Here is a 23,914-nt window from a genome sequence, read left to right on the forward strand (position 1 = left end):
AGGCTCGACTTAAAGTCGGGCCTTTTTATATAATCACATCAAAAACTTACAGATCATAGTCGAATCTCACGTTCTTCTCCATTATCATTGGTAAATACAGCTAAATTATCGCACGCTCCGTTACCATAATCTAATGAACCACTATAATGCGTTCGTACTAACTCAACAACGCCACTCACCAAAAACCTACAACTAGCTTCTCGTCGTAAAGGTGTTGTAATTGTAGTACTGTGGGTGTTTCCATTTTTGAAATTAGTTTCCCAGGCACCTGTAATTAAGAACACATTATCTCCCCAATTACCATTAAAAGAGCCTTCAATCCATTCGCGAACCTTTGATCCTGTCCTGGTTGCCTGCGTGCCATCGGCAAAAGTAATCGTTAAATCAAGATTCATTGTATATTGAGGATTACCATTATCGTTGGCTTTTTGCCTGGTTACTGTTTTAGATCCAACAAATTGCATATCATCAATAAAAAAGTCCTCGAGCGTATAGTTAATAATTTTTGTCATTGCTTCTGTATCTACCACATATGACATATTAACTTTTCCTTTTACGATACGTCCTCCTCTAACTTCGCACCCTTCAGAACCAAAATCTACAGTTACCTCTTTAGAAGTATCTGTAACTTTAATAGTTATAGTTGCACAGTCTGGTATAAAAGGATGAATTGGGCTTTTCGCAGCACTTTCCTCATACTCATACACTTGTAAAAATGTATCACTTATTACCTCGGTTGAATTGTCTACCTTGGCATTAAGTTCGGTTTCTTCGGTGGAAAAAGATGTTACTAATTGATCTTCAGCATCATCTTTATTACATCCTACTAAAATCAAAAAAAATAATGTGATTAAACTAAATTTAGATAAGTTACTTTTCATAATATTTAATTTTAACGTTACCATACTAAGACTATATATTATGTAAAACGTTTAATTGCATTATGTTTTTTCATATAAAATGCGTTTCTAATTCAAAAAATATTATATTTGCACGCTAATAGCAAAGAGCTATTGATACATAAAAATCATTTAAATAATATTGGAATGTATTTAACAAAAGAAGTTAAAGAAGAAATCTTCGCAAAGCACGGTAAAGGAAAGAACGACAGTGGTTCTGCAGAAGGTCAAATTGCATTGTTTACTCACAGAATTACTCATCTTACTGAGCACTTAAAAAAGAATCGTAAAGATTATAATACAGAGCGTTCTTTGGTAAAGTTGGTAGGAAAACGTAGAGATCTGTTAGACTATCTTATTAAAAAGGATATCATGAGATACCGTGCAATTGTAAAAGAATTAGGATTAAGAAAGTAATAAAAAGAGGCTGCGTGCCTCTTTTTTTATATTAAATAATTAAAAAACATTTGTACTTCACTAGAGTACAAATGCATGCCTTAGTTTTTCATTGGTCGCGCAATTACTACAACAACACAACCTTGTCCGTCCGAGTAAGACGGAAACCAATGTTTAATTAAACATATCAGGATTATCTATACGATACGCTGATATGTTAGAATCAAAAAAATTATGATTCCAAAAGTTTATAAAGAGGTCATTGACCTTGGTGATGGTAGAGAAATTTCTATCGAAACCGGAAAATTAGCAAAACAGGCTCATGGTTCTGTTGTTGTGCAATCTGGCAAGTGTATGTTATTATGTACGGTTGTTTCAAATTACAAACAAAGTGATGTCGATTTCTTACCATTAACAGTAGATTATAGAGAGAAATTTGCAGCATCTGGTCGTTATCCTGGTGGTTTCTTCAAAAGAGAAGCAAGACCAAGTGATGGCGAAGTACTAACCATGAGATTGGTAGATCGTGTATTACGACCACTATTCCCAAAAGATTATCACGCAGAAACTCAAGTGATGATTCAGTTAATGTCGCATGATGAGAATGTAATGCCAGATGCAATGGCAGGATTAGCAGCATCTGCAGCGATACAATTATCTGATTTCCCTTTTGAATGTGCTATTTCAGAAGCACGTGTAGGACGTGTAAATGGTGAGTTTATTATCAACCCAACAAGAGCGCAGTTAGAAGAATCAGATATCGACATGATGATTGGTGCTTCTGCAGATTCTGTAATGATGGTTGAGGGAGAAATGAAAGAAATTAGCGAAGAAGAAATGGTAGAAGCTATCAAATTCGCTCACGATCATATAAAAGTACAATGTGCTGCTCAGCTTAAATTAGCAGAAGCCTTTGGAAAAAAAGAAGTTAGAGAGTACGATCCAGAAAGAGAAGATGAAGATTTAGCTAAGAAAATTCATGAAATGGCATATGACAGAGTATATGCTGTTGCAAAAGCAGGATCATCTAAAAAAGAACGTGGTTTGGCTTTTTCTGAAATAAAAGAAGAAATAATAGCTACATTTTCTGAAGAAGAACTTGAAGATTTTGGGGATCTAGTATCTAAATATTATGCTAAAGCAGAAAAAACTGCAATTCGTGATCTTACTTTAAACGAAGGATTACGTTTAGATGGCCGTAAAACTGATGAGATTAGACCAATCTGGTGTGAGGTAGATTATTTACCATCAACTCACGGATCTTCTATATTTACACGAGGAGAAACTCAGGCATTAGCAACAGTAACTTTGGGAACTTCTAGAGAGGCAAATCAAATTGACATGCCATCTTATGAAGGAGAAGAAACATTCTACCTTCACTATAACTTCCCTCCTTTCTGTACCGGTGAAGCAAGACCTATACGAGGAACTTCTCGTAGAGAAGTTGGTCACGGGAATCTGGCACAACGTGCCCTAAAAGGAATGATTCCTGCTGATTGCCCATATACTGTGCGTGTAGTATCAGAAGTACTAGAATCTAATGGTTCGTCTTCTATGGCAACTGTATGTTCTGGAACTATGGCATTGATGGATGCCGGAGTACAAATGGTGAAACCAGTTTCTGGTATTGCAATGGGATTAATTTCTGATGGCGAAACAGGAAAATACGCAGTTTTATCTGATATCTTAGGTGATGAAGATCACTTGGGAGATATGGACTTTAAAGTAACCGGTACTGCCGATGGTATAACAGCTTGCCAAATGGATATTAAAGTTAAAGGTCTTTCTTATGAAATTTTGGTAAATGCATTAAAGCAAGCAGCCGATGGCCGTATACATATTCTAGGAAAATTAACAGATACTATTGCAACACCAAACGCAGATGTAAAAGCTCATGCTCCAAAAATGGTAACCAGAACAATTCCTGGGGATTATATTGGTGCTTTAATTGGCCCTGGAGGTAAGGTAATTCAAGAATTACAAAAGGAAACAGGAACTACCATTGTTATCAACGAAGATCCTGTTACCGAAGAAGGAAATGTAGAGATTCTTGGTACAAGCCAGGAAGGAATTGATGCTGTATTAGCAAAAATCGATGCTATTACTTTTAAACCTGTGGTTGGTAGTGTATATGAAGTGAAAGTAATCAAAATGTTAGATTTTGGTGCTGTAGTAGAATATATGGAAGCTCCTGGTAACGAAGTTTTACTTCACGTTTCAGAATTGGCATGGGAACGCACAGAGAATGTTAGCGATGTTGTAAACATGGGTGACATCTTTGATGTAAAATATTTTGGAATTGACTCTAGAACTCGTAAAGAAAAAGTATCTAGAAAAGCATTATTACCAAGACCTCCAAGACCCGAAGGTGATAAATCAAAAGGTAATAATCGAAAACCTCATAGAGATAAAAAAGAAAATTAATTTTCTATACTATTTAAAAACGCCTTCAAGAATTTTGAAGGCGTTTTTTATTTCATTCAGATACCTATCCAAACCCTTAGTACACCTCTCTCCAACATCTTCCTTTATTATTACATTGGGATAAATTAGTTAATGTTACGCAACCATTTAAAGACTACTAGTCTATTAGACAAAGACTTTAAATAATGTAATCATGACAACATTTAAAACCCTACTACTTAGCACCCTACTAATTTCTATGGTTTCCTGCCATAATGAATCCTTTGACTTATTTCCGGATAATATTCAAAAAATAGAAACAGATTCAGAGCTTTTTGACTCTTTAAAAAATATTTCTAAAAATAAGAATGAAGATGATGAACCGATCTGTATCACTTTTGTTTACCCTTTTAATATATATCTTTTTAATGAAGATTCTGAAATTGTAGATAGCAGAATAGTCTATAATAATATTGATTTTGTAGGACTTTTGGAAGAATCAGAAGAAAGCAATGACGCAATAGGCCTAAGTTATCCTATAACTACCATTCTAGAAGATGGTAGTTCGTTTAGCATACAGGACAATACCGAATTAAAAAAAACAATCGAAGCTTGTATCGAATCAGAGATTATTATCTATTGTAATAGAATATTAGAGAAAAATTGCGTCTGGAAAATCACTTCTTTAACCAATAACCAAAACTATAATGATACACTATTAGATTTTTATGATGACGGAACCGGTATTTTTTATGATAAAGGTAATGCGCATAGAACCTCGTGGGTATCCTTTTTCCTTGAAGGCAAATTACATATTAATATCCATCTTGAAGGAGATTCTAAAACAGCCAAAGATTGGAATTTTGATTGGAAAACCTTGATAATAGATGATGAAACTGTTGAAATATCTAATGAAACCGATACATACATCATCAAAAGACAATGCAATGTCGAAAACTCATGTGATTATGTAGAATTTAAAGAATGTGAATTGAAAAATTTCGAAGATACCGCCAATTTTGTTTTTAATGATTACAAAGACTGCATTCTTTCTTTTCAGGAAAATGTAGATACTTCTTTATTAACATTATCATTTTATCAAACCTATGAATATGCAGAACAAGAAATAAATATATTAGATTCATCTGCTTATCTAAACACAACTAACCCCCAATTAGTTTTTGTTAGAGTCAAAAACACAAATACAAACGAATCCAAAATAATTAGAATAGTTTTATTTGCTGAAGCCTGCAATAATAATGATGAGAGTTAATTATTATTTTTAGCAATCTTTCCTAAAAAAAGGAAAGATTGCTTTATTTATATGCCATAAAAACATGTTCTTGCTATTAATTTTATTTTTTTTCATCCCTTTTACGCAACCATTTAAAACAATTCAGTCTAAAAGAGTAAACTAGTAATAATTTATGTGTTATTTTAAGTATCGCATAATGAAAATTGAAGACAAAAATCGAATTCTTTTTTGTTTAGAAAAAACATTTCAGATTTCAGTACATAGTCTTTGTTAAGCTTAAAACCAATTGGACACAAGGAAGTTAATTAAGAAGTGCCAAAAAAACAATCGGAAAGCGCAAAGTGAATTGTTTCACCTTTACAGGGACACACTTTTTGCTTTGAGTCTTAAGTATTGCAAAAATTACAATGAAGCAGAAGATAATTTACAAGACTCTTTTATTACAATTTTTAAAAAGATAAATCAATATAATTTTAAGGGTTCTTTTGAAGGGTGGATGAAAAGAATAACGATTAATAAAGCTATCGACAAGTATAAAAAAACTCCTTTTACTGATATAAACATAAACAAAGAGAACATCGCAGATACTGAAATTGATTCTGAAACACTAAACCTTTCATTAGATGAATTACTAAAATACATACAAGAATTACCAGATAGATATAGATTGGTCTTTAACTTATATGAACTCGATGAGTATTCTCATAAGGAAATAGCCAAAATGTTACATATTTCTGAAGGAACTTCAAAATCGAACCTGCATAGAGCAAAAGTTATATTGAAAACCAAAATAACATCTAATAACAATTGTTTAAAAAAAATTGCAATAAGTAATGGCTGACCCAAAAGACATAGGAAAAGCTTTTAAAGAAAAACTTAAAGGCTTTGATCAATCACCTAGTAATTTATCCTGGGAAGATATTGAACCTAAGTTACCCAAAAAAGAAGATGATAAGCTTTCTTATTGGGCAAAAGTAGTAGGTGTACTTATATTTCTCTTATTATTAATGCTTTTTGCAGCCGATACGTATAATAGTAATATCATCACAGAAAACTCAACTAATACTACTATAAAAATACCAGCAACTCTAGAAAACTGTGACGAAATAGATCCAAAAAACAGCAAACTGCAATTACCCAGTAATGAAATTATTACGACGGTATTGGTATCACCCAAATCAAAATCTGATATCAATGACATCTACAACAGTACAACAAATAATAATTGGTCTATATTAGATAGTAAAACTAATAATGGTATTGGTTTGTCATCAAATAAAAATGTTTCGAATTCTAGTTTTATAATAACCAGAAAAATGCCTCTTTCTACTCATAGAACTAGTAAACAAGCACCCCGGGTAAAAAATGTTATGAACAAAGGTGTCGAAGAAATAAAAAACACCCAAAACTCTACTAATTCTAATGCAAAAACTAATCCTACAAATAAAAAGACATCAATATCCTCAACTTCCATTACAAACCAAATAAGAAATAAATCGGATAAAATTTTAAACAATAGTCGCAACAGAGCGTCTAAAAACGAAAAGTTTAAAGAAAATAAAGATGATTCCCTAACAACTCTAATAGCATCCAAAAAGAATACATCCATCAATAATCGTAAAAACAAGGATACATTAGTATATATGACTCCTATAAAGAAAAAGCCATTTCAAAAATTTAGTATCGGAGTACATGTTACCCCAACATATACAATAGCTCCTAATGGATCTTTGATAAGCAACCATCTTGCAAAAAACACAAATCGTGGCAGAATAAGCTTAAGTTATGGTGTTCTTTTTAAGACATACTACACAGAAAAAATAGCACTAAGGGTTGGATATAATCGATTAAAATTAAGTAACAAAATAAACAATGTTCCAACCGATCAATTACCTATTATACTTAATGATTTGGGAATAATTTTACCTGCAAATAATACTATAGAAAATTCTGAAAAGATAGACCTAATACAAAAGACTATTTATAATGAGGTTTTATTTGGATTACAATATCAAATCTTAGATAATCAAATTAGCACTGCGCTAATAGGAGAATTAGGTTTTCTATTTCTTGATGAAAACAATATTAAAATACATACTACTTCTAATAATTTTAAATTAGGGAGCAATACTAATATTCTGAAAACAAATTTCAGTATTAATATTGGCGCAAATCTTCGATATAAGCTATCTAAAAAAATATTTTTCAATGTTGAGCCTTTACTGAAGTATCAATTAAAAAATGCAAGTCAAAATTCTGAAAGTTATCGACCTTTATACTTTACAATTCAGACAGGGGTTTCTTATGAGTTTTAAACCATATTAATACTACCACATTGTTTTCTACACTCTTCATAAAATTCGTTGTTTTTTGAGTCTTTTTTTTAAAAACAACGAATTTTATAAAAAATAATCAAACCGCCTCAAAACCCCTGTTATCAATAGATAACAAATAAAATAAAAGAATATCTCTCATAAAAAAACAATCTTTTTGTAACATTTCTATAACATATTACGTATAATAGATAAAAGGCCCTAAATATTCACAAAATTAAATTTCAAGGAGAACTATAGATGAGACAACTTAAAATTACGAAGCAGGTAACAAATCGTGAGACTGCATCGCTAGATAAGTATTTGCAAGAGATAGGAAAAGTAGACCTTATTACTGCAGATGAAGAGGTGGAATTAGCTCAGCGTATAAAAGCTGGTGATGAGAGAGCTCTTGAAAAACTAACAAAGGCTAACCTTAGATTCGTAGTTTCGGTTGCAAAACAATATCAAAATCAAGGACTTACTCTTCCCGATTTAATTAATGAAGGTAACCTTGGACTAATTAAAGCTGCAAAACGTTTTGATGAAACCCGTGGATTTAAGTTTATATCTTATGCTGTATGGTGGATTCGTCAATCTATTCTACAGGCGTTGGCAGAACAATCTCGTATTGTTCGTTTACCATTAAACAAAATTGGTTCGATCAATAAGATCAATAAAACATATGCATTCTTAGAGCAATCACATGAGCGCCCACCAAGTGCCGAAGAAATTGCAAAAGAATTAGATATGACCATCAACGATGTTAAAGAATCGATGAAGAATTCTGGACGCCATGTAAGTATGGATGCTCCCCTTGTTGAAGGAGAAGATTCTAATCTTTATGATGTATTAAATTCTGGAGAGTCACCAAATCCTGATAGGACACTATTACACGAGTCTCTTCGTACAGAAATAGAGCGTGCTCTAGAAACACTTACTCCTAGAGAAGCAGATGTAATACGATTATATTTTGGTCTTGGAGATCAACACCCAATGACTCTTGAAGAAATTGGAGAAACTTTTGATCTTACACGTGAACGTGTACGTCAAATCAAAGAAAAAGCAATTCGAAGATTAAAACATACATCTAGAAGTAAAATATTAAAGACTTATTTAGGATAAATTCCTAAATTGCGGTTACAAACAGTTTTATAACATAACTGTTCGTTTTTTGATTGATGAATGACCTCCGGCTGATTACCGGAGGTTTTTTCTTACGGTAATCCGTAAAAACTTTACGGGAACCCATAAAAAAAACATTTTTACACATAAATATTACAATTTTCCCTAACAGAACCCCCAATATTCTAGTAAAAGTATCTCAAAATTCGTATATTTAAGTAGCTACCCCCCTCTTAATATATTATTCATCATGAGATATATAATAAGTTATGTTAGCACCGTAAATCCAAACATATCAAATTCTGATATGACAGAGCTTATGGATCATGTTAGGCTTAATAATAATGCAATTGGTCTTATGGGGATATTGATATATTCTGAAGGAAATTTTTTTCAAATTCTAGAAGGTGAAGAACAAACCGTTAAAATGATGTTCGAAAAGATAAGAAAAGATCATCGACACTATAATATCATTAAGATGCTGGATAAAGAAATCATAAGCTCTTCCTTCTCAGAATCTCGTTCTTCATTTACAGTAATATCTGATCATTACAATCAAAGTGAGTTACATCAATTCTTAAAAAAAGAAGAAGAACATAATCCAGAACATTACAAAAGTATTTCATATCTAGCTCAAAAATTCATGAAATTCAATTAACTACAGACTATCATAAGCTTTCAAAATAGAGCTTGCTCTAATTACACAACCTACATCATTTATCATCTAAATTTATTAAAAAAAGAGAATTCCTGTTTTTGCACTATTAAACAATAAAAGTTTATGCTTAGCAAGACTAGATATCAAGTATACGAGGAGCTACCGTTTTTTCTTTTCTTGAAACAGTAGCGAAAAAAGAAGATTTTTATTATAGTAAATTCGAAGGATAAATATATTAAATAGTACTTTTGCGGGAAACAACATAGATTTATGGCTTCAAAACGTATAGCCCCTTCAGTATTAGCTGCAGATTTTGCTAATTTGCAACGCGATGTAGAAATGATTAACAAAAGTGACGCAGATTGGTTTCATATAGATATTATGGACGGTGTTTTTGTTCCCAACATTTCTTTTGGGATGCCTGTTTTGCGAGATATCGTAAAACATGCTACCAAGACAATTGATGTACACCTTATGATTGTTGATCCAGATCGATATATTAAAACTTTTGCTGATCTGGGAAGTAATATTCTTACTGTACATTATGAAGCTTGTACACATCTACACAGAACATTGCAAGCTATTAAAGCAGAAGGAATGAAAGCGGGCGTTGCTATAAACCCACATACCAATGTAAGTTTACTAGAAGATGTTATTAATGATATCGACCTGGTATGCATAATGAGCGTAAATCCTGGATTTGGTGGTCAATCATTTATCGAAAATACTTATAAAAAGGTAAAACAACTTCGTGAAATTATTGTACGAAATAATGCAAGCACATTAATTGAGATTGATGGAGGAGTAACCAATAAAAACGCAAAACAACTTATAGATGCCGGAGCAGACGTATTAGTTGCCGGAAGTTTTGTTTTTAAAAGTACTAATCCTAACCAAACCATTAAAGAATTAAAAGAGATTATAAACACTTAGTCTACACAAAATGGAACAGAATCCTATTCCGTCTTTTGATACCTGGACATCAATTTTCCTAATCGTAAGCTCACTAGGGTTCTTCTTAAGTATTATTTTAAGTATTCGTAAAACAGGAAGGATAAATAACCTTCCTGTTGTTTTACTTATCTTAGGTTTTTCTTTTATTCTACTGCAATACGTATTTTTCTGGACTAATTACGGGTCTGTATATCCTTATTTTTATTTTTTTGACTCTAGCTGGTATCTCGCGTTTGGACCTCTGCTGTATGTATATATTACAAGATTTTACAGTAAAAACTTCAAAATACGATGGTACCACTTTGCACCAGCAATCTTATCATTTATTATTAACGGATACTATCTTATTGCATCAGAAGGTTTTCAAAACGTTAAAGATTATAAAGGTGATTTTCTTTTTTATCTCTTTTGGTCGATTCGCTCTCCCTGGCTGGTAGCTTTATCACTAATAATTTATATAATCATCATAAAAGATTTTATCACCTTTCATAAAAGCGATAAAAAGTCTCAATACGAAATGATCAGAAAAAAATGGTCTACTTTCCTTATCAATTTATTCTTAGTCTTTATTATCGCCTATATAAGTTATTATGTATTGGTTAAATTCTCTTTTTTCAACATACATTGGGATTATGCAATTTCTTTCTCAATGTCTATAGCTATCTATGGCATTGGTTATATGGTATATAAAGAACCTTCTATCTTTAACGGAGAATTATTATCTAATCTATTTTTGAAAGAAGAAAATCATCAGGAATTAACCGAGTCTACCAAGGATGAGTTTTACGATATGTTATTGTCATATATTAGAACAAATAAACCATATTTAAACAATGATTTACGCCTAGTACAATTAGCAGATAATATCGGTTTTTCTAGCCACATACTTTCAAAACTTATAAACGAAAAATCTAAGAAGAACTTTAACCAATTTATAAACGAATATAGATTAGAAGAAGCTAAAAAACTACTTCTAAAAAATTCTGAAGCTAGTATTAAAACGATTTATTTTGATGTTGGATTTAATAACAAAGCTACTTTTAATACTGCTTTCAAAAATAAGTTCAATTGTACTCCTTCTGAATATAAAAGAAAAAAATTAGAAGTTCAGAATAATTAATGCCAGTTATAGTTTGAATACTCTCTTAATAGTATAAAAAGGTTAAAAATTATAATTCTAAACCTATTCCCTTCCCGTTTTAATGAACTTTAATCTTATAACTCTTAAAAATCTTGAGCTTATGAGAACTTTATTTTTATTCATTTTTTACAGTTTTACGATTACCGCTTTTGCGCAAAAGTTTACACTTATCAAAGACAGTCTTAATCCTATAGTATCCGATTCGACTATTCGAGGAACCTATTTTGGCACAGGATGGACAGATATTGATAATGATAGCAATCTAGATCTATTTTATGCCGGAACCATTTACAAAAATCTTGGGAATGGAAATTTTAAAATTGCAGATGGTAGTACAACAATCCCTACTGCCACATCACTTAACAGTTGTAGCTGGGCAGACTATGAAAATGATGGAGATCTCGACCTAATCTATTCACGGTTTACGGCACCGTCTACTTTGCAAACCAGAATTTATGCTAACGACGGTAATAGCCAATTTACAGAAACGAATACAATTTTAAACACAATCAATTCTGCAACCTGGAGTGTACAATGGTGTGATTATAATAATGATAACTATGTTGATTTTATTTTAACCTTTGCCGACTTATTTCTTGGGACAAATCGATTTCCTAATCGTTTATATCGAGGAAATAGTGATGGTACGTTTACAGAAGTAACAGAACCCTACGATTTTCTTACAGAAAAAGCAGCCTATACGGTATCTAATTGGACTGATTATGATGAAGATGGAGATACAGATCTATTCATCGCCAGTGGTCCTGCAGCTGGTCCTACAGGAATCAAGCGCGATTTTTTATTTAAAAACCTACAAGTCGAAACCGGAAATGAAGGATTTGTAAAATTAACCAATACCGATCTCTCATTTGCAGAAGATCCACAAGATGGGCAATGCTATAATGCAATCGATTATGATAACGATGGTGATCTCGATATTTGTCTTACCAACTATTCTGGAGTCGAAAACAAATTTTATATTAATAATTCTGGTGCATATCAAAGTACCAATACCCCATTTACGGCTGGTAACAATCAAAACTTAGCCAATGCCTGGGGAGATTTTGATAATGATGGTGATTTAGATGTCATCATTACAGCTTCTAGCACAACGGGTAGTGGGTATTTTGTTAATAATGGAGATGGAACTTTTACAGAAAATAATACTAATCTTATTAATACAGCCACTTCTGGAAACTCTACCGGGGCAACTATTGGAGATTACGATAATGATGGTGATTTAGATTTCTTTGTTGTTGGCCAAGGCGTAAAAGGACTTTTTAGAAATGATTTAGCAATAAAAAATCATTTTGTAAATATTAAACTTATTGGTAATCCTTCAAATAAAGCCGCACTAGGAACTCGATTAGAACTAATGACCAAAATCAAAGGAAAATTGGTAACGCTAAAAAGAGAAGTCTCTGCGTCAAATACATTTATGGGCCATAATAGCTTACGAGTTCATTTTGGACTGGGTAAAGCTCCAAAAATCGATAAATTAACTATCTATTGGCCATCAGGAAATGTCGATACATATACCAAACTAAGAGTAAATAAATTTTATACTATAGAAGAAGGTAAAAAAAAACCAATTGATCCACCTATAAAAAAGAGAAACAACAACAATCCTAAAGTAATCGTATATCCAAACCCTTCTAAAAACTTAGTGAAAGTCAAAATTGATAATGTAGAAACAAATACTCCTATTACGGTTAAAATAATGGATGCATCGGGGTTAAAAATTTCGGAAACTAATTTCAATATCAATCAGGAAATTATACTAAACACTGCTTCTTTATCGCCAGGAAATTATTTTATGAATATTATACTCGGGAAAAAAACAGTTATGAAAAAATTAGTTATTAAATAATAGTTAATCACTACTTAGAAAAGGTGAGGTTCGTAACAGAACCCTACCTTTTTTACTTTTGAGATTACAAAAATCATTAGTTTTACAAGAGTAAAATAAGGTATCACTCTAAAAGTTAGAATTAGAACCTTATCAATATGATTTTTAATGAAGCATATAGATTTGATAATTGTTGGCGGTGGGCCTATTGGTATAGCCTGTGGTCTTGAAGCAAAGAAAAAAGGACTTGATTATTGTATTATTGAAAAAGGGGTCATCACTAATTCTTTATACAATTACCCTCTTAATATGCAGTTTTTCTCGTCATCTGAAAAGCTTGAAATTGATAATATCCCGTTTATCAGTAATGAAGCCAAACCAAAACGCAATGAAGCTCTTGAATATTATCGTAGGATTGTAACTTCTAACCAGCTAAACATTAATCTGTTTGAAAAAGTTAGTACAGTACATAAAAAACAAGGTGTTTTTCATATCAAAACCGATAAAGAACAATATACTTCTACTTATGTAATCATTGCTACCGGGTTTTATGACCTTCCTAATACTATGGGTGTTCCTGGAGAAAATTTAGCTAAAGTTTCTCATTATTATAAAGATCCTCATTTTTTTGCTAAACAAAAATTAGCTGTTATTGGTGCGAGTAATTCTGCTGTAGATGCAGCTTTAGAATGTTATAGAAAAGGTGCAGAAGTAACAATGTTGGTTCGTGGACCAGAAATTGGAAAACGTGTAAAATATTGGGTAAGACCCGATATCATAAATCGTATTGAAGAAGGGAGTATCAAAGTTTTCTACAATGTTACTATAAAAGAGATATTACCCAAAAAAATCGATATCCAAACACCGCAGGGAGAATTTAGTATTCAAAATGATTGGGTATTGGCACTAACGGGTTATAAACCAAATTTCGAATTTCTGCAAAAAATAGGAATCCAACTCTCTAACGATGCCAAATTATATCCTCAATATAACGAAAAAACAATGGAAACAAATATCAAAAACCTCTATTTGGCAGGAGTAATATGTGGTGGTATGGACACTCATGTTTGGTTTATCGAAAACTCGAGAATTCATGCCAAAACAATATTAAAATCAATTATCGAAGGAAAATAGCAACAAAAAAACCAGACTAAGTCTGGTTTTACTATTTATAATAAGTGTTAATTAGTCTCTAGAGAGAATACTTAATATATACCAAAACAATAACATTAACGAGGCAAATAATCCTAATGATGCTCCTACATATTGGTCTTCAGAATATTTATGTACCATATTAGAGGTTTGATATAAAATCGATCCAGAAGCCAGAATTACCATCCCAACACTAAACCAAAGACCAAGATTAAATCCAAATAATAATCCCGCTGCAATCAGTCCTATTGCAATAAAAAAACCAATTGCAAGTATCGATTTTAAAAACGAAAAATCTTTTTTGGTAATTAAAACAACAGCAGAAAGCCCTGTAAATAATGATAGCGTCAAAATTGCTGCCTGATTAAGAATATTAGCTCCCCCACTTTCTGCAATCATCATAGCAATTCCAATAAGCGGAATAAAGATAAAAGCTTCTGCTACAACATATAGTAATAATCCTAAATATTGTTGATTGATATTATGATTCTTAAATGCCATTTTTTCTGCATAATTTGTTGCCAGCATAAAACCACCCAGCATAACAAGCCATCTCCATCCTTGCGTCATAGAAAATGCAAAGTTTACAATAGGTTCTATTTGAAAAAATATCCATTCTACGATTACAAAAAGTAAAACAGCCATAGCAAGATGGGTATAGGTCTTTTTATAAAAAGCAACCCTTTTTTCATCGGTGAGTGAACTAACAGGTAGTATTTGCTGAAATTCTTCCATATTATGTATATATAAATTTAAATTATTTATGGTTATAAATATAATCGTTTCTTAAGAATGACATCATAATTAATCCTCAAAATATCTAAAATTAAACATCTGTACTACATAATAATATATCTCAGGGAATTGTTTTTTTAACTCCTTGGGCGATTCCATAAAAACTTCAACCAGAACCGCAATAAACTCGAATTTATCGGTATATGCATAGTCTCTCAATATCTTAGAATCTACTATCTTTTTCCTTATTTCTTCGGCCCCCAGATACTTTTCTAACAATAAAAAAGTGTCATAAAAAATTTCACAACTAATGTTATTGTTTTTTATAGAGTTATAATGAATAGCATGTGTTATTTCATGAACTCCCAAACTTTTTCCTTTGTCCAAATGTAAATTTCCTTTCTGAAAATCTTTCCAGGACAAGGCTAATGCCTTAGATATAGGATTAAACTCTCCTATGTTTTCCGTTTTGTTTAAAATCGAATAGAATGATGTTGGGTATAAAACTATTGTGTTTAAATATTCTAATAGATAATGGCGCATCCCAAAAGTTAGCTGCGTAACCATAATAGTTACTTGCATTCGCATAAAATCATCGATGACCAACCCTTCTCTACCTACAAAACGAGTGTTTTCAAGAAACCTAACTGTTCTATGTGCAAAAAATCGTTTTCTTTTTTTATCGAGATTAGTATAAAAATCATTCTCATCCAGGAATGCCTGCAAATGCGGTGGCAATTTCTTCGGAGTAAAATAAAGGTGAATGAAATAGGGCTTTTTCTTATACTTAACATAAATTGATTCTAAATATCGTAAAACATAATATATACATATCGAAACGATACCAACAGTAACAAACACCCCAAGTATGTTTTGGAATAATGTGTTAGAAGGTTCTTCTTCAACCAATAATAAAGATACTATATAAAGATTCAAAAAAGGATAATGTAGGTTAAGGTTATTAAAAATAACGTTTTAGAAGTAAAAATGGTATTAAAATAACAATTTAACATATTCAACCCTATTTTACATACTACCAGTTTCTTATGTTTTATAGTAAATATGGTTAAACATCAATATACTTACTCTTATCAAAAATTTAACTATTTAGCGTAGACTTGGGAATGAAATTTGATTCTGTTTGGCAGTTAGTGTCTAATTTTTAAAACCAGCAACCCCTAACACAACTAAAATTACAGCCAATAATGTTTTCATTTAAGAGGAATCCCCCAGACTCATTAAGGAACTTAGATCAACTTTACAAAAATGTTATCTCAAAGCTCCCCATTGCTAATCGAATTAAATATTGCGAATCCCTAATGTATCGTACAACAGAAGATATATCAAACTCTAATTGTAGATTTACAAAAAGAAAATTAAAAAAACTTTTAAAAGCTACCGAAATGGAACTGCAAGAACTTAATGCCAATTAAGTTCTGTTTTTAAGGAACTGAACATTATATCAAAATTACATATAGGTAGAATGAGGTTATGAAATTTTCTCATATCCTTTAAGGTTGGTAATTCCCCAATTTTCTAGTTCTTCCTCGCTCCATAATTCTGGGAAAAATATGCGTCTTTGATATCTTGGATGCATATATTTATGCCAATCACTACCTCCGGTTGCTTCTACATTTTCTTTTCCATGATCCAAATATTTTGCTGCGGCATCATAATGGTGCATTACCCAATTAATGTTTACCGTATGATCATAATGGCGCATAGCATTAATCAACTCGGTATTTTTCTGATATTCTTTAGGAAGCTCTTTAAATTTTGTCCATAAATTAACTGTATTATATTCTTTCATCCATTCGATCAGTTCTTTTTTATACTTCGTTTCAAAATTGATCATCAATTTACTCTTCTTACCAGTTTTATGGTCCGTGCCTGCTGCCTGCCAGTACATATTATCAAAAGCATACTCATAAGGAGTATTTCTATCTATAGTTTTCCTGAATCTAAAATCGATTAGATTAATGAGTTCTGTAGAAGCAATCTCTATTTTACGATATTGTGCAGATTGAAATCCGCTTGCAGGTGTTAGCGTATCTCTAAACTTCATATATTGATCAATCTCCATCCCCTCGCCCATAATATCAAATGAATTCGAAAGCATATCGAAATATCTACTCACACGCATAAGGTGCATTTCGAATTTTTTAGGTTCTATATTTTCTGTATGAGAAATTTGACTCATTTCCCAAAGGATCATTTTAAACAATAATTCATTAATTTGATGATACATGATAAACACCATCTCATCTGGTAATTGTGTTCGTTGAGTTTGTAGTCCTAATAAGGCATCTACCTGAATAAAATCCCAATACTTCATAGGTTCTGCATGCAATAGACCAGATAGATGTACATCGGGATCCTGCCCCATTGCTTTATACTTATTGTCTATAGCTTTTAATAGTTCTTCTCTATTCATAATGTTGATCTGTTTAATACGGATTTAAATACGACCTCGATATAACTCTGTTTTTACTATGCTTAACAAAATCATTCGAGATAAGATAATTATGCCAAATGAGTATTGTTATGAAAAAACTCAAATAGCAGGTAATACATTAGTAATCAAGTTAAAATTATTATGAAAAAGGAGATTTTATATTAATGTAATTTGCAACATTAAGTAATAGGTAGGTAGACCGATTGAAAATAGAATTTTTAGCCTTACTCATTGTATCGTATTTTTTATGAATCCATCCCTTTTATAAAAAACAGGTTTCAGGAAACTACACTCATTTTATTGATAACAATAATCATTTTCTGGGAAACAATCAAAGGTAATAAAGTGATCAATAACTCGCTACAAAGTTATTAATAAATATTAATGCTACTTTTTATGAAGCAGCACTTTTTTACTATATAGACAAAAATCTCAACACATAATTTTACCGTTTTACCACTCATTAAAGCCGGGGTATTAACACTAAAAAAACACAGTCTAAACACCTTACTTTAAGGGTTTTACACACCTTGACACTCATTGTTTTCTATTTTATTTTTATAATCTTCATTAATCCATATTAACTAAAAAAAGTATATTATGATTATTTCAATGCAAGGGGATTGGAATGTTAAGGTAAAAGCAAAATCTGCTTCTTATCCTCAAAGATTTATCGTCATCGGAGCGGATACCGGAAACGGAACTCACTCGGGAACTGTAGGAACTACCGTTAATGTAACAGGTGATCAATGGGCAATTGCCATACAAAACGATCCAGGAGGAGGATATCAACAATCTGATACCAAAATTAAATTTCCAAAAACCATCGGAGGCAATCACTCTTTCGAAATTCTATCTAATGATGCTGGAGGTGATTCAGACTTTAACGACTTGGTACTCGAATGTTCTACACCCGTAAACATTAATGATTTTCTTATTTATGGTCATGTTTCCATGTATAGCGGAAGATGCTTATTTAACCCATGTTGGAGAGGGCCTTTTGTAATTGACACCTATGTTGGTTTACTCGAGGCACTAAAGAATAATAAAATCAAAAAGTATATAGAAAAAATATACCCAGAGAGGATCCCAGAAGACATAGGTCCATTTCCACCAGACCCTGCTCCTTTTAAACCTATGGTAATCGATTTAAAAGGAGAGGCTACGAAACCAAAAACAGAATTACTATATCAAAGGTTAGAGAATCCTGATTTGATAACTAAGAAAAAAGCAAAAGAAAAAGCTTCTGAATTTGCTGCTACAAACTACAAGCTTATCAGTTCTAGAAAACGAGAAGTTTCTCTGGTTGATACTTCAAGAGCAAAAGATCTAAGATTGGTAAAAGCCATTGAGGGGTTATATTTTAGATGTAATACAGAACCAGCAAATAATATTACATTAACTTTTGAGGAATACGACCGTACAGCCGCAGAACTAGCAGGAGATGCATATACAGGAGAAGGGAACAGAAGATTATTGGGTGATACGATCACCGATATGAATGGAAACTATATTTTTAGGTTCTCATTCGATATGAGTTTCCCTGGGATCGAAGATTCTAGTGATCAAGCTCCAGGCGAAAACATTAATGTAGTTGCGTATCCAGATGTAATTGTAAAAGTTACTAGCCTTGCTCCTAATACTATTTTATATGAAAGTGCTCCTTATTATAATATTCCAAACAAGAAACGAATAAACCTTTGTTTGCCAAAATCACAAATACAACCTTCGTCTGCATGTTTTAACGGAAACTTGATTGGCAGCTTAGGAAATGTTTTTATAGGTGGAAATCAAAATACAACAGCTTCTTTTTTTCCATCTCAATTGCATCGTAATGGGTTTAACAATGACTTAGAGCCAAATGGAAAAATTTCGGTAAATAGTAGCCTGGCAGGTTTCAAAGTAGATTGTGCTGCCTGGGGAGGTACTATAGACATGACCGGTTGTATGTATGATGTGAGTAAAACAGCCGTGCAAAATAAAATAAAATGGTATACCATTCGTATAAAACGCTCAGGAACTATTCCTTGGGTATTTGTTAGTCAAAATTACAAGCATCCTCGATATTCTAAACGTAATTTACCAAATTATAACGGGGATGACGTGGGCCCATTTTATAGTCAATTACTAAAAGTTGATGGAGGTCCCGCTGTGAGTGTACCAGCCTACAAGAATATTCAGAGAGAAATGAATGTTGATCATATAGATTGGATACCAGATAAAATTGGGCGATACATGCAGCTTAGGACCAGTATATACGATAAGGTGCAAGGTGAAACTAAACCGGGAACATTCTATGTACGTGTAGATGGTTATGACGGTAATGGCAATCCGGTAGCTAATGCTACAGATATGATTGCTTTATACATCCATAACAAACCATTAAACTTTGATCTTTCTGCTCTAACTTTTGCAGATACTTCAATTGTAAATGCAGGTTGCGGATTATATCGCTTAGAAGACTATGAACTTAACACCGAGATCAATTTCAATTTTAGAGCAAATGATCCATATGGTTTTGTTGATTCTTATGCTCTAACGATGAGCAGATGCCCTAGTCCGATGATTGGGTTACGAGTTAATACGCCTAACCCACCTCTATCTGATACAGTTTCTGGAGATACTATATTTTCTTCGGGAAATGCATCGGGGAACGAACCTCATGCCTGTGTCGGATATAGTGGAACTCTTCAGGAATTTTCGGATGCCGGGTTAATCAATGCAGGAATACAACCAGCATTAACAGAAGGAGGATGGATAAAAGCTAATGAATATTTTACGCGTCTTTCTTTTCATCTCACTGCTCGTAAACGAATTACTAATGGGTATAATAGTGGGCTTAGTAGCTTGTATCAAGCTCACAGAAGTATTTTGATGGAACGTATAAACTTACCAACTCCATAACCAATGGATTGGTTTATATTTATTTTAAAGGGGCTGTGCATCTGGAGAATTACACATTTATGTAGTGCCGAAGACGGCCCCTTCGATATCATAATTACAATCAGGAAATGGTTAGGGCAAGGATTTTTTGGATCCTTATTCGATTGTTTTTATTGCCTTAGCATATGGGTAAGCTTACCTTTTGCAATTTGGAAAGGAGAGAGTTGGAGTCAAATACTCTTGCTTTGGTTTGCATTATCGGGGTTTGCTTGTTTGTTAGAACAAGCTACATCAAAACAATAATTTAAAAAAGAAAATTATGTCGTGTTGTTCACAAAAACGTTTAGAACTAACCAGAGCACTCAACCCTAAAAAAGGGTCAAAAGAAAAATCTTCTTTACCAATTCTGAAGAACATAAATACTAAATTTAAATACACAGGAAATACTGCATGGTTTTATAGAGGCGCATTGACTCATATTCGATATCATTTTAAATATCACGGACATGTTATCACTATTGATACCAGAGATGTATCAGCAGCCATGGCCGAGCCTCTTTTAGAAAGTATTATTTAGAGTTTCGTAAATCGTCGGTACTTAAAAACAAAGGGATAATCAAAAAGATTATCCCTTTGTTTTATAAAAAATAATGCATAACATCATTTTTTATGCATTTGGTATTAAGCATCACAAAACTTTGTTTGTCTTTGAGGGCAACCATATCCTGCATTGGTATTACTACAAATTTGGGTACCTCCTCCTCTTATGCTACTAGATTGCAATTTAGTGATCACTTGTTTTGACAATGTTAATTTTGATGTTAATTTTTGTTTCTTCATGATATTTACATATTAGATTTAAGAATAATACTATCATAAAGAAACCTTTAATAAAGTTTTTTTCGAAGGACAAATACATAAGCGATGCTGTTTTTCATCTAAGCGTCAACCAACAACATGTGAAAGCATCTAAATACTATAAAAAGGAAGTACTATTCTTACAACAGAACCTATGCGATCATTAGTTTCGTTTTTTAAATCCTTAATTTCTAAAGAAGCATCGGATTTGAGTTTTTTATTATAAATGGCCAATCGTTCTCGTACAATTTTTTCTGATAACGAAGTATGATCCTTTGGTCTAGAAATATTCTTATTAAATTGATGAGAATACCCAATTCCATTGTCGATCACATTACAAATTATTGTGTTTTCTGTATTCGTTTCAAATATTACTTTTACGATTCCTTTTTCTTTTTTTTCTGCGATTCCATGAATAATTGCATTCTCTACAAATGGCTGTATTATCATTGGAGGAATATGGTAAAATTCTAATTCTATTTCAGGATCCATTTCAATAGTATACGTGAAACTTGTTGAGAAATTAGACTGTAATATCAAATAATTCTCTAATGCTCCTACTTCTTTTTCTAAAGGGACATATTCTTCTCTAGAATTTTCAAGCGTAAGTCTTATTAGTTTAGACAACCCTAAAACATAATTCTGCACCTTATTAGGTTGTTCTTCATTTAATACAATAATCTTATTAAGAGCATTAAAAATAAAATGAGGGTTCATTTGTGTTCTTAATAATTGTTGTTGCAGAACTACTTTTTTAAATTTATCATTGAGTTTCTTTTGATAAAAATAAAAGATGACACCAATCAAGAAAATTAGCATTAACGCAATAATACTATAGAATATAATATTTCGCTGCTTTTGAATTGTCTTTTGGTCAGCCGTAAGTGTTTTCAAACGTTGAATTTCAGATTTCCTTTTTTTGGTTTCATACTTAACTTGTAGTTTTTCTAATTCTTGCTTTAATTGCTGTTTATGAAACTGGTTTAAGAATTCTTCTTTCTCTTTCAGGACTGCATTAGATTTAATATAATTCCCTTTATTTTGATAAGCGAGAGTCATGTTTTCATATACCGAAAGAAAAAGCCCTTTATCATCTTTATTATATTCGGTGAACTTACCTAAGCTATCTAAAACGCTTTGTAAATCCATAATAGCCTCATCAAGTTTACCTGAATGAATTTTTACGTAACTATAATTTGCGATATCATAAAGAGATGTTTTTAATGCCCCTTCTTTAGTAATTGGTTTATGTTCTTTTAGGATTTCATGTGCTTTAGTGTAATATATAATAGTAGAATCTATTTTATTTTCTCGTTTATAAAGACTTCCTAAATTTCCGTATAAAGTAGAGAGGTTGTTTTTATAATCTAATGCTAAAGAGCGTTTAATTGCTTTATGAGTATAATATTTGGCCGAATCAATTTTATTTAAAAAATCATAATCATATAGTGCACCAACCCTGGTAAGCGCTGTGATTAAAGATCTCGGAGTAGAAACATAAAATGAATCTTTTAATGCTTTTTTATAAAAATTTAGTGCTAAACTATCATTTCCTATCGCTAAATGATTATTTGCTATTCCGGTAAAAAGATAACCTCTTGCTTTTGAAGGATATCTTTTTTCAATTTCTAAACACTTAAGTAGAGCAATTGTAGAATTTTGGTAATCCTTATTCTCTGCATATGATCTTCCTTTTGCAAAATATGCGTTAATGAGATTAGCTTCTTCTTTAGGGTACTTATCTTTTGCTGTTTCATAGGTAGCAATAGCTTTGTTAGCATAAAAGATGGCAGAATCACGTTTTTGTTCTTTCAACATATAATAACTGTAATACGCATTGTATTTAGTCCATCCATATGTTAGTTCGTTATCCAAAAGAATCTTTTTGAAAGTGATCAAATTTTCTCCATTCAACGGTTTTATTTTATATTCAGAAATTTCTTTATAAGAATATTCTTTTTGAGCATATATATTGAATGAAAAGCTGATTAAGCTTAATATAAATATTATACCTATCTTTTTTGATTCTAAATTTGAAATCATTTATTTCTAATAAAGGTTTATTTCCTAACAAAGCAATGAAAAAAAAAATAAAGGTTGTAATTATAGAAGATGATCTTGATACAGTAAAATATCTCGAAAAAATTCTAATCAAAGAAAACGAAGCTGTAAGTATCGAAGGGTTTTCATGTTCTATTTCTGATGCCATTGATTTAATTAATAAAACTCGGCCAGAGATTGTCTTAATGGACATTGTATTAAAAGATGGAAATGCATTTTCAATTTTGGATGCCTTTCCAAATCCAAATTTTGAAGTCATTTTTATTTCTGCGCATGGAGAGTTTATGGAAAAAGCTTTAGAGTATTATGCATTAAATTTTCTAACCAAACCCATAAACGCAAATCGACTGTTGGCGATATTTAAAAAATACAACACTTTTAAACAAAGAATGTTTGAGTTTTATAAGTATGAAATGCTAAAAGAAATGATTCATGAAAATGGGAAAAAGTTTTTGCTACATATTGGCAACAAACATATTGCTGTTAATTTTTCTGATATTATTCGTTGTGTTGCTGATGGAAATTATACTCTTTTCTATTTAAGCGATAAAAGAAATCTTGTGGCTTCTAAATCACTAGGATATTATAGTGATTTATTAGAAAAGAAAAACTTTTTTAGGGCAAGTAGATTTGATTTGATCAATCTAAATCATATTACATCTATATATAAAAAAGAAACCATAGTTTTAAGTAATAACGACAAAGTGAATATTTCTACTAGAAATAAATCTAAATTAGTACATATGATAAATGAGTTATCATTATAAGAAAACAGAAT

At 31.8% G+C, this 23,914-nt stretch carries 21 protein-coding genes; 15 read left to right on the top strand and 6 right to left on the bottom strand.

What is annotated here, in order from left to right:
* Nucleotides 1–53 precede the first annotated feature (53 nt).
* Nucleotides 54–881, bottom strand: coding sequence for a hypothetical protein (locus Z053_RS0110630; RefSeq protein ID WP_051476031.1), 828 nt, complete (start codon nucleotides 879–881; stop codon nucleotides 54–56).
* 165 nt (nucleotides 882–1,046) lie between these two features.
* Between Z053_RS0110630 and rpsO the strand changes: the two genes are divergently transcribed.
* The 11 genes from rpsO (at nucleotide 1,047) to Z053_RS0110685 (ending at nucleotide 14,126) form a co-directional block, all read left to right on the top strand.
* Entirely contained in the window at nucleotides 1,047–1,316 is a 270-nt protein-coding gene (gene rpsO, locus Z053_RS0110635; protein ID WP_025664998.1) for a 30S ribosomal protein S15, read from the top strand.
* A 213-nt stretch (nucleotides 1,317–1,529) separates the two neighbouring features.
* Nucleotides 1,530–3,719, top strand: coding sequence for a polyribonucleotide nucleotidyltransferase (locus Z053_RS0110640; RefSeq protein ID WP_025664999.1), 2,190 nt, complete (start codon nucleotides 1,530–1,532; stop codon nucleotides 3,717–3,719).
* Nucleotides 3,720–3,912: 193 nt separating this feature from the next.
* The gene (locus Z053_RS0110645; protein WP_025665000.1) at nucleotides 3,913–4,971 is read left to right on the top strand and encodes a hypothetical protein; all 1,059 of its coding nucleotides are present in this window, start codon (nucleotides 3,913–3,915) and stop codon (nucleotides 4,969–4,971) included.
* Between the two features lie 268 nt (nucleotides 4,972–5,239).
* Nucleotides 5,240–5,794: an RNA polymerase sigma factor gene (locus tag Z053_RS0110650; RefSeq protein ID WP_025665001.1), complete on the top strand. Its 555-nt coding sequence runs from the start codon at nucleotides 5,240–5,242 to the stop codon at nucleotides 5,792–5,794.
* Entirely contained in the window at nucleotides 5,787–7,268 is a 1,482-nt protein-coding gene (locus Z053_RS0110655; RefSeq protein ID WP_025665002.1) for a hypothetical protein, read from the top strand. Before Z053_RS0110650 ends, Z053_RS0110655 begins: the two co-directional genes overlap by 8 nt.
* 258 nt (nucleotides 7,269–7,526) lie before the next feature.
* Nucleotides 7,527–8,390 carry a sigma-70 family RNA polymerase sigma factor gene (locus Z053_RS0110660; RefSeq protein ID WP_024772554.1) on the top strand — a complete coding sequence of 288 codons (864 nt, stop codon included), beginning with the start codon at nucleotides 7,527–7,529 and terminating at the stop codon, nucleotides 8,388–8,390.
* 250 nt (nucleotides 8,391–8,640) lie between these two features.
* Nucleotides 8,641–9,048, top strand: a complete 408-nt coding sequence (locus Z053_RS30050; protein ID WP_025665003.1) for a BLUF domain-containing protein — start codon at nucleotides 8,641–8,643, stop codon at nucleotides 9,046–9,048.
* Between the two features lie 270 nt (nucleotides 9,049–9,318).
* Complete coding sequence (rpe, locus tag Z053_RS0110670) at nucleotides 9,319–9,981, top strand: ribulose-phosphate 3-epimerase (protein WP_025665004.1); 663 nt, start codon at nucleotides 9,319–9,321, stop codon at nucleotides 9,979–9,981.
* A gap of 10 nt (nucleotides 9,982–9,991) precedes the next feature.
* On the top strand, nucleotides 9,992–11,122 hold the full coding sequence (locus Z053_RS0110675; protein ID WP_025665005.1) for a helix-turn-helix domain-containing protein: 1,131 nt from the start codon (nucleotides 9,992–9,994) through the stop codon (nucleotides 11,120–11,122).
* A gap of 121 nt (nucleotides 11,123–11,243) precedes the next feature.
* The gene (locus tag Z053_RS0110680) at nucleotides 11,244–13,013 is read left to right on the top strand and encodes an FG-GAP-like repeat-containing protein (RefSeq protein ID WP_160170077.1); all 1,770 of its coding nucleotides are present in this window, start codon (nucleotides 11,244–11,246) and stop codon (nucleotides 13,011–13,013) included.
* A gap of 147 nt (nucleotides 13,014–13,160) precedes the next feature.
* Nucleotides 13,161–14,126: a YpdA family putative bacillithiol disulfide reductase gene (locus Z053_RS0110685; RefSeq protein ID WP_025665007.1), complete on the top strand. Its 966-nt coding sequence runs from the start codon at nucleotides 13,161–13,163 to the stop codon at nucleotides 14,124–14,126.
* A gap of 51 nt (nucleotides 14,127–14,177) precedes the next feature.
* Here the strand turns inward: Z053_RS0110685 and Z053_RS0110690 are convergent, their stop codons facing one another.
* The 3 genes from Z053_RS0110690 to Z053_RS0110705 form a co-directional block, all read right to left on the bottom strand.
* The gene (locus Z053_RS0110690) at nucleotides 14,178–14,879 is read right to left on the bottom strand and encodes a Bax inhibitor-1/YccA family protein (RefSeq protein ID WP_025665008.1); all 702 of its coding nucleotides are present in this window, start codon (nucleotides 14,877–14,879) and stop codon (nucleotides 14,178–14,180) included.
* A 69-nt stretch (nucleotides 14,880–14,948) separates the two neighbouring features.
* Nucleotides 14,949–15,815, bottom strand: a complete 867-nt coding sequence (locus tag Z053_RS0110695) for a zinc-dependent peptidase (RefSeq protein WP_025665009.1) — start codon at nucleotides 15,813–15,815, stop codon at nucleotides 14,949–14,951.
* A 553-nt stretch (nucleotides 15,816–16,368) separates the two neighbouring features.
* Nucleotides 16,369–17,313, bottom strand: coding sequence for a tryptophan 2,3-dioxygenase family protein (locus Z053_RS0110705; RefSeq protein ID WP_025665010.1), 945 nt, complete (start codon nucleotides 17,311–17,313; stop codon nucleotides 16,369–16,371).
* 621 nt (nucleotides 17,314–17,934) lie between these two features.
* Between Z053_RS0110705 and Z053_RS0110710 the strand changes: the two genes are divergently transcribed.
* The 3 genes from Z053_RS0110710 to Z053_RS0110720 are packed head-to-tail and all read left to right on the top strand — an operon-like array spanning nucleotide 17,935 to nucleotide 20,794.
* Nucleotides 17,935–20,238 (top strand): hypothetical protein, encoded by a 2,304-nt coding sequence (locus Z053_RS0110710; RefSeq protein WP_025665011.1) that lies wholly within the window; start codon nucleotides 17,935–17,937, stop codon nucleotides 20,236–20,238.
* Nucleotides 20,239–20,241: 3 nt separating this feature from the next.
* The gene (locus Z053_RS0110715; protein WP_025665012.1) at nucleotides 20,242–20,520 is read left to right on the top strand and encodes a DUF1360 domain-containing protein; all 279 of its coding nucleotides are present in this window, start codon (nucleotides 20,242–20,244) and stop codon (nucleotides 20,518–20,520) included.
* A 16-nt stretch (nucleotides 20,521–20,536) separates the two neighbouring features.
* Nucleotides 20,537–20,794 (top strand): hypothetical protein, encoded by a 258-nt coding sequence (locus Z053_RS0110720; protein ID WP_025665013.1) that lies wholly within the window; start codon nucleotides 20,537–20,539, stop codon nucleotides 20,792–20,794.
* A gap of 104 nt (nucleotides 20,795–20,898) precedes the next feature.
* Here the strand turns inward: Z053_RS0110720 and Z053_RS31480 are convergent, their stop codons facing one another.
* Both Z053_RS31480 and Z053_RS0110730 read right to left on the bottom strand, forming a co-directional pair.
* Nucleotides 20,899–21,057 carry a class I lanthipeptide gene (locus Z053_RS31480; protein ID WP_160170078.1) on the bottom strand — a complete coding sequence of 53 codons (159 nt, stop codon included), beginning with the start codon at nucleotides 21,055–21,057 and terminating at the stop codon, nucleotides 20,899–20,901.
* 129 nt (nucleotides 21,058–21,186) lie between these two features.
* Nucleotides 21,187–23,118, bottom strand: coding sequence for a histidine kinase (locus Z053_RS0110730; protein WP_025665014.1), 1,932 nt, complete (start codon nucleotides 23,116–23,118; stop codon nucleotides 21,187–21,189).
* A gap of 35 nt (nucleotides 23,119–23,153) precedes the next feature.
* On the opposite strand from Z053_RS0110730, the gene Z053_RS0110735 reads away from it, so the two are divergent.
* Nucleotides 23,154–23,903, top strand: a complete 750-nt coding sequence (locus tag Z053_RS0110735) for a LytR/AlgR family response regulator transcription factor (RefSeq protein WP_025665015.1) — start codon at nucleotides 23,154–23,156, stop codon at nucleotides 23,901–23,903.
* Nucleotides 23,904–23,914: the final 11 nt, after the last annotated feature.

Source organism: Aquimarina megaterium XH134 (assembly GCF_000520975.1).
GTDB lineage: Bacteria > Bacteroidota > Bacteroidia > Flavobacteriales > Flavobacteriaceae > Aquimarina > Aquimarina megaterium.

Excerpts from the sequence above, each read along its gene's own strand:
- rpsO (WP_025664998.1), top strand. The coding sequence starts at position 1,047 with ATGTATTTAACAAAAGAAGTTAAAGAAGAAATCTTCGCAAAGCACGGT.
- Z053_RS0110640 (WP_025664999.1), top strand. The coding sequence starts at position 1,530 with ATGATTCCAAAAGTTTATAAAGAGGTCATTGACCTTGGTGATGGTAGA.
- Z053_RS30050 (WP_025665003.1), top strand. The coding sequence starts at position 8,641 with ATGAGATATATAATAAGTTATGTTAGCACCGTAAATCCAAACATATCA.
- Z053_RS0110655 (WP_025665002.1), top strand. The coding sequence starts at position 5,787 with ATGGCTGACCCAAAAGACATAGGAAAAGCTTTTAAAGAAAAACTTAAA.
- Z053_RS0110685 (WP_025665007.1), top strand. The coding sequence starts at position 13,161 with ATGAAGCATATAGATTTGATAATTGTTGGCGGTGGGCCTATTGGTATA.
- Z053_RS0110630 (WP_051476031.1), bottom strand. The coding sequence starts at position 881 with ATGAAAAGTAACTTATCTAAATTTAGTTTAATCACATTATTTTTTTTG.
- rpe (WP_025665004.1), top strand. The coding sequence starts at position 9,319 with ATGGCTTCAAAACGTATAGCCCCTTCAGTATTAGCTGCAGATTTTGCT.
- Z053_RS0110690 (WP_025665008.1), bottom strand. The coding sequence starts at position 14,879 with ATGGAAGAATTTCAGCAAATACTACCTGTTAGTTCACTCACCGATGAA.
- Z053_RS0110660 (WP_024772554.1), top strand. The coding sequence starts at position 7,527 with ATGAGACAACTTAAAATTACGAAGCAGGTAACAAATCGTGAGACTGCA.
- Z053_RS0110675 (WP_025665005.1), top strand. The coding sequence starts at position 9,992 with ATGGAACAGAATCCTATTCCGTCTTTTGATACCTGGACATCAATTTTC.
- Z053_RS0110730 (WP_025665014.1), bottom strand. The coding sequence starts at position 23,118 with ATGATTTCAAATTTAGAATCAAAAAAGATAGGTATAATATTTATATTA.
- Z053_RS0110680 (WP_160170077.1), top strand. The coding sequence starts at position 11,244 with ATGAGAACTTTATTTTTATTCATTTTTTACAGTTTTACGATTACCGCT.
- Z053_RS0110735 (WP_025665015.1), top strand. The coding sequence starts at position 23,154 with ATGAAAAAAAAAATAAAGGTTGTAATTATAGAAGATGATCTTGATACA.
- Z053_RS0110705 (WP_025665010.1), bottom strand. The coding sequence starts at position 17,313 with ATGAATAGAGAAGAACTATTAAAAGCTATAGACAATAAGTATAAAGCA.
- Z053_RS0110720 (WP_025665013.1), top strand. The coding sequence starts at position 20,537 with ATGTCGTGTTGTTCACAAAAACGTTTAGAACTAACCAGAGCACTCAAC.
- Z053_RS0110710 (WP_025665011.1), top strand. The coding sequence starts at position 17,935 with ATGATTATTTCAATGCAAGGGGATTGGAATGTTAAGGTAAAAGCAAAA.
- Z053_RS0110645 (WP_025665000.1), top strand. The coding sequence starts at position 3,913 with ATGACAACATTTAAAACCCTACTACTTAGCACCCTACTAATTTCTATG.
- Z053_RS0110715 (WP_025665012.1), top strand. The coding sequence starts at position 20,242 with ATGGATTGGTTTATATTTATTTTAAAGGGGCTGTGCATCTGGAGAATT.
- Z053_RS31480 (WP_160170078.1), bottom strand. The coding sequence starts at position 21,057 with ATGAAGAAACAAAAATTAACATCAAAATTAACATTGTCAAAACAAGTG.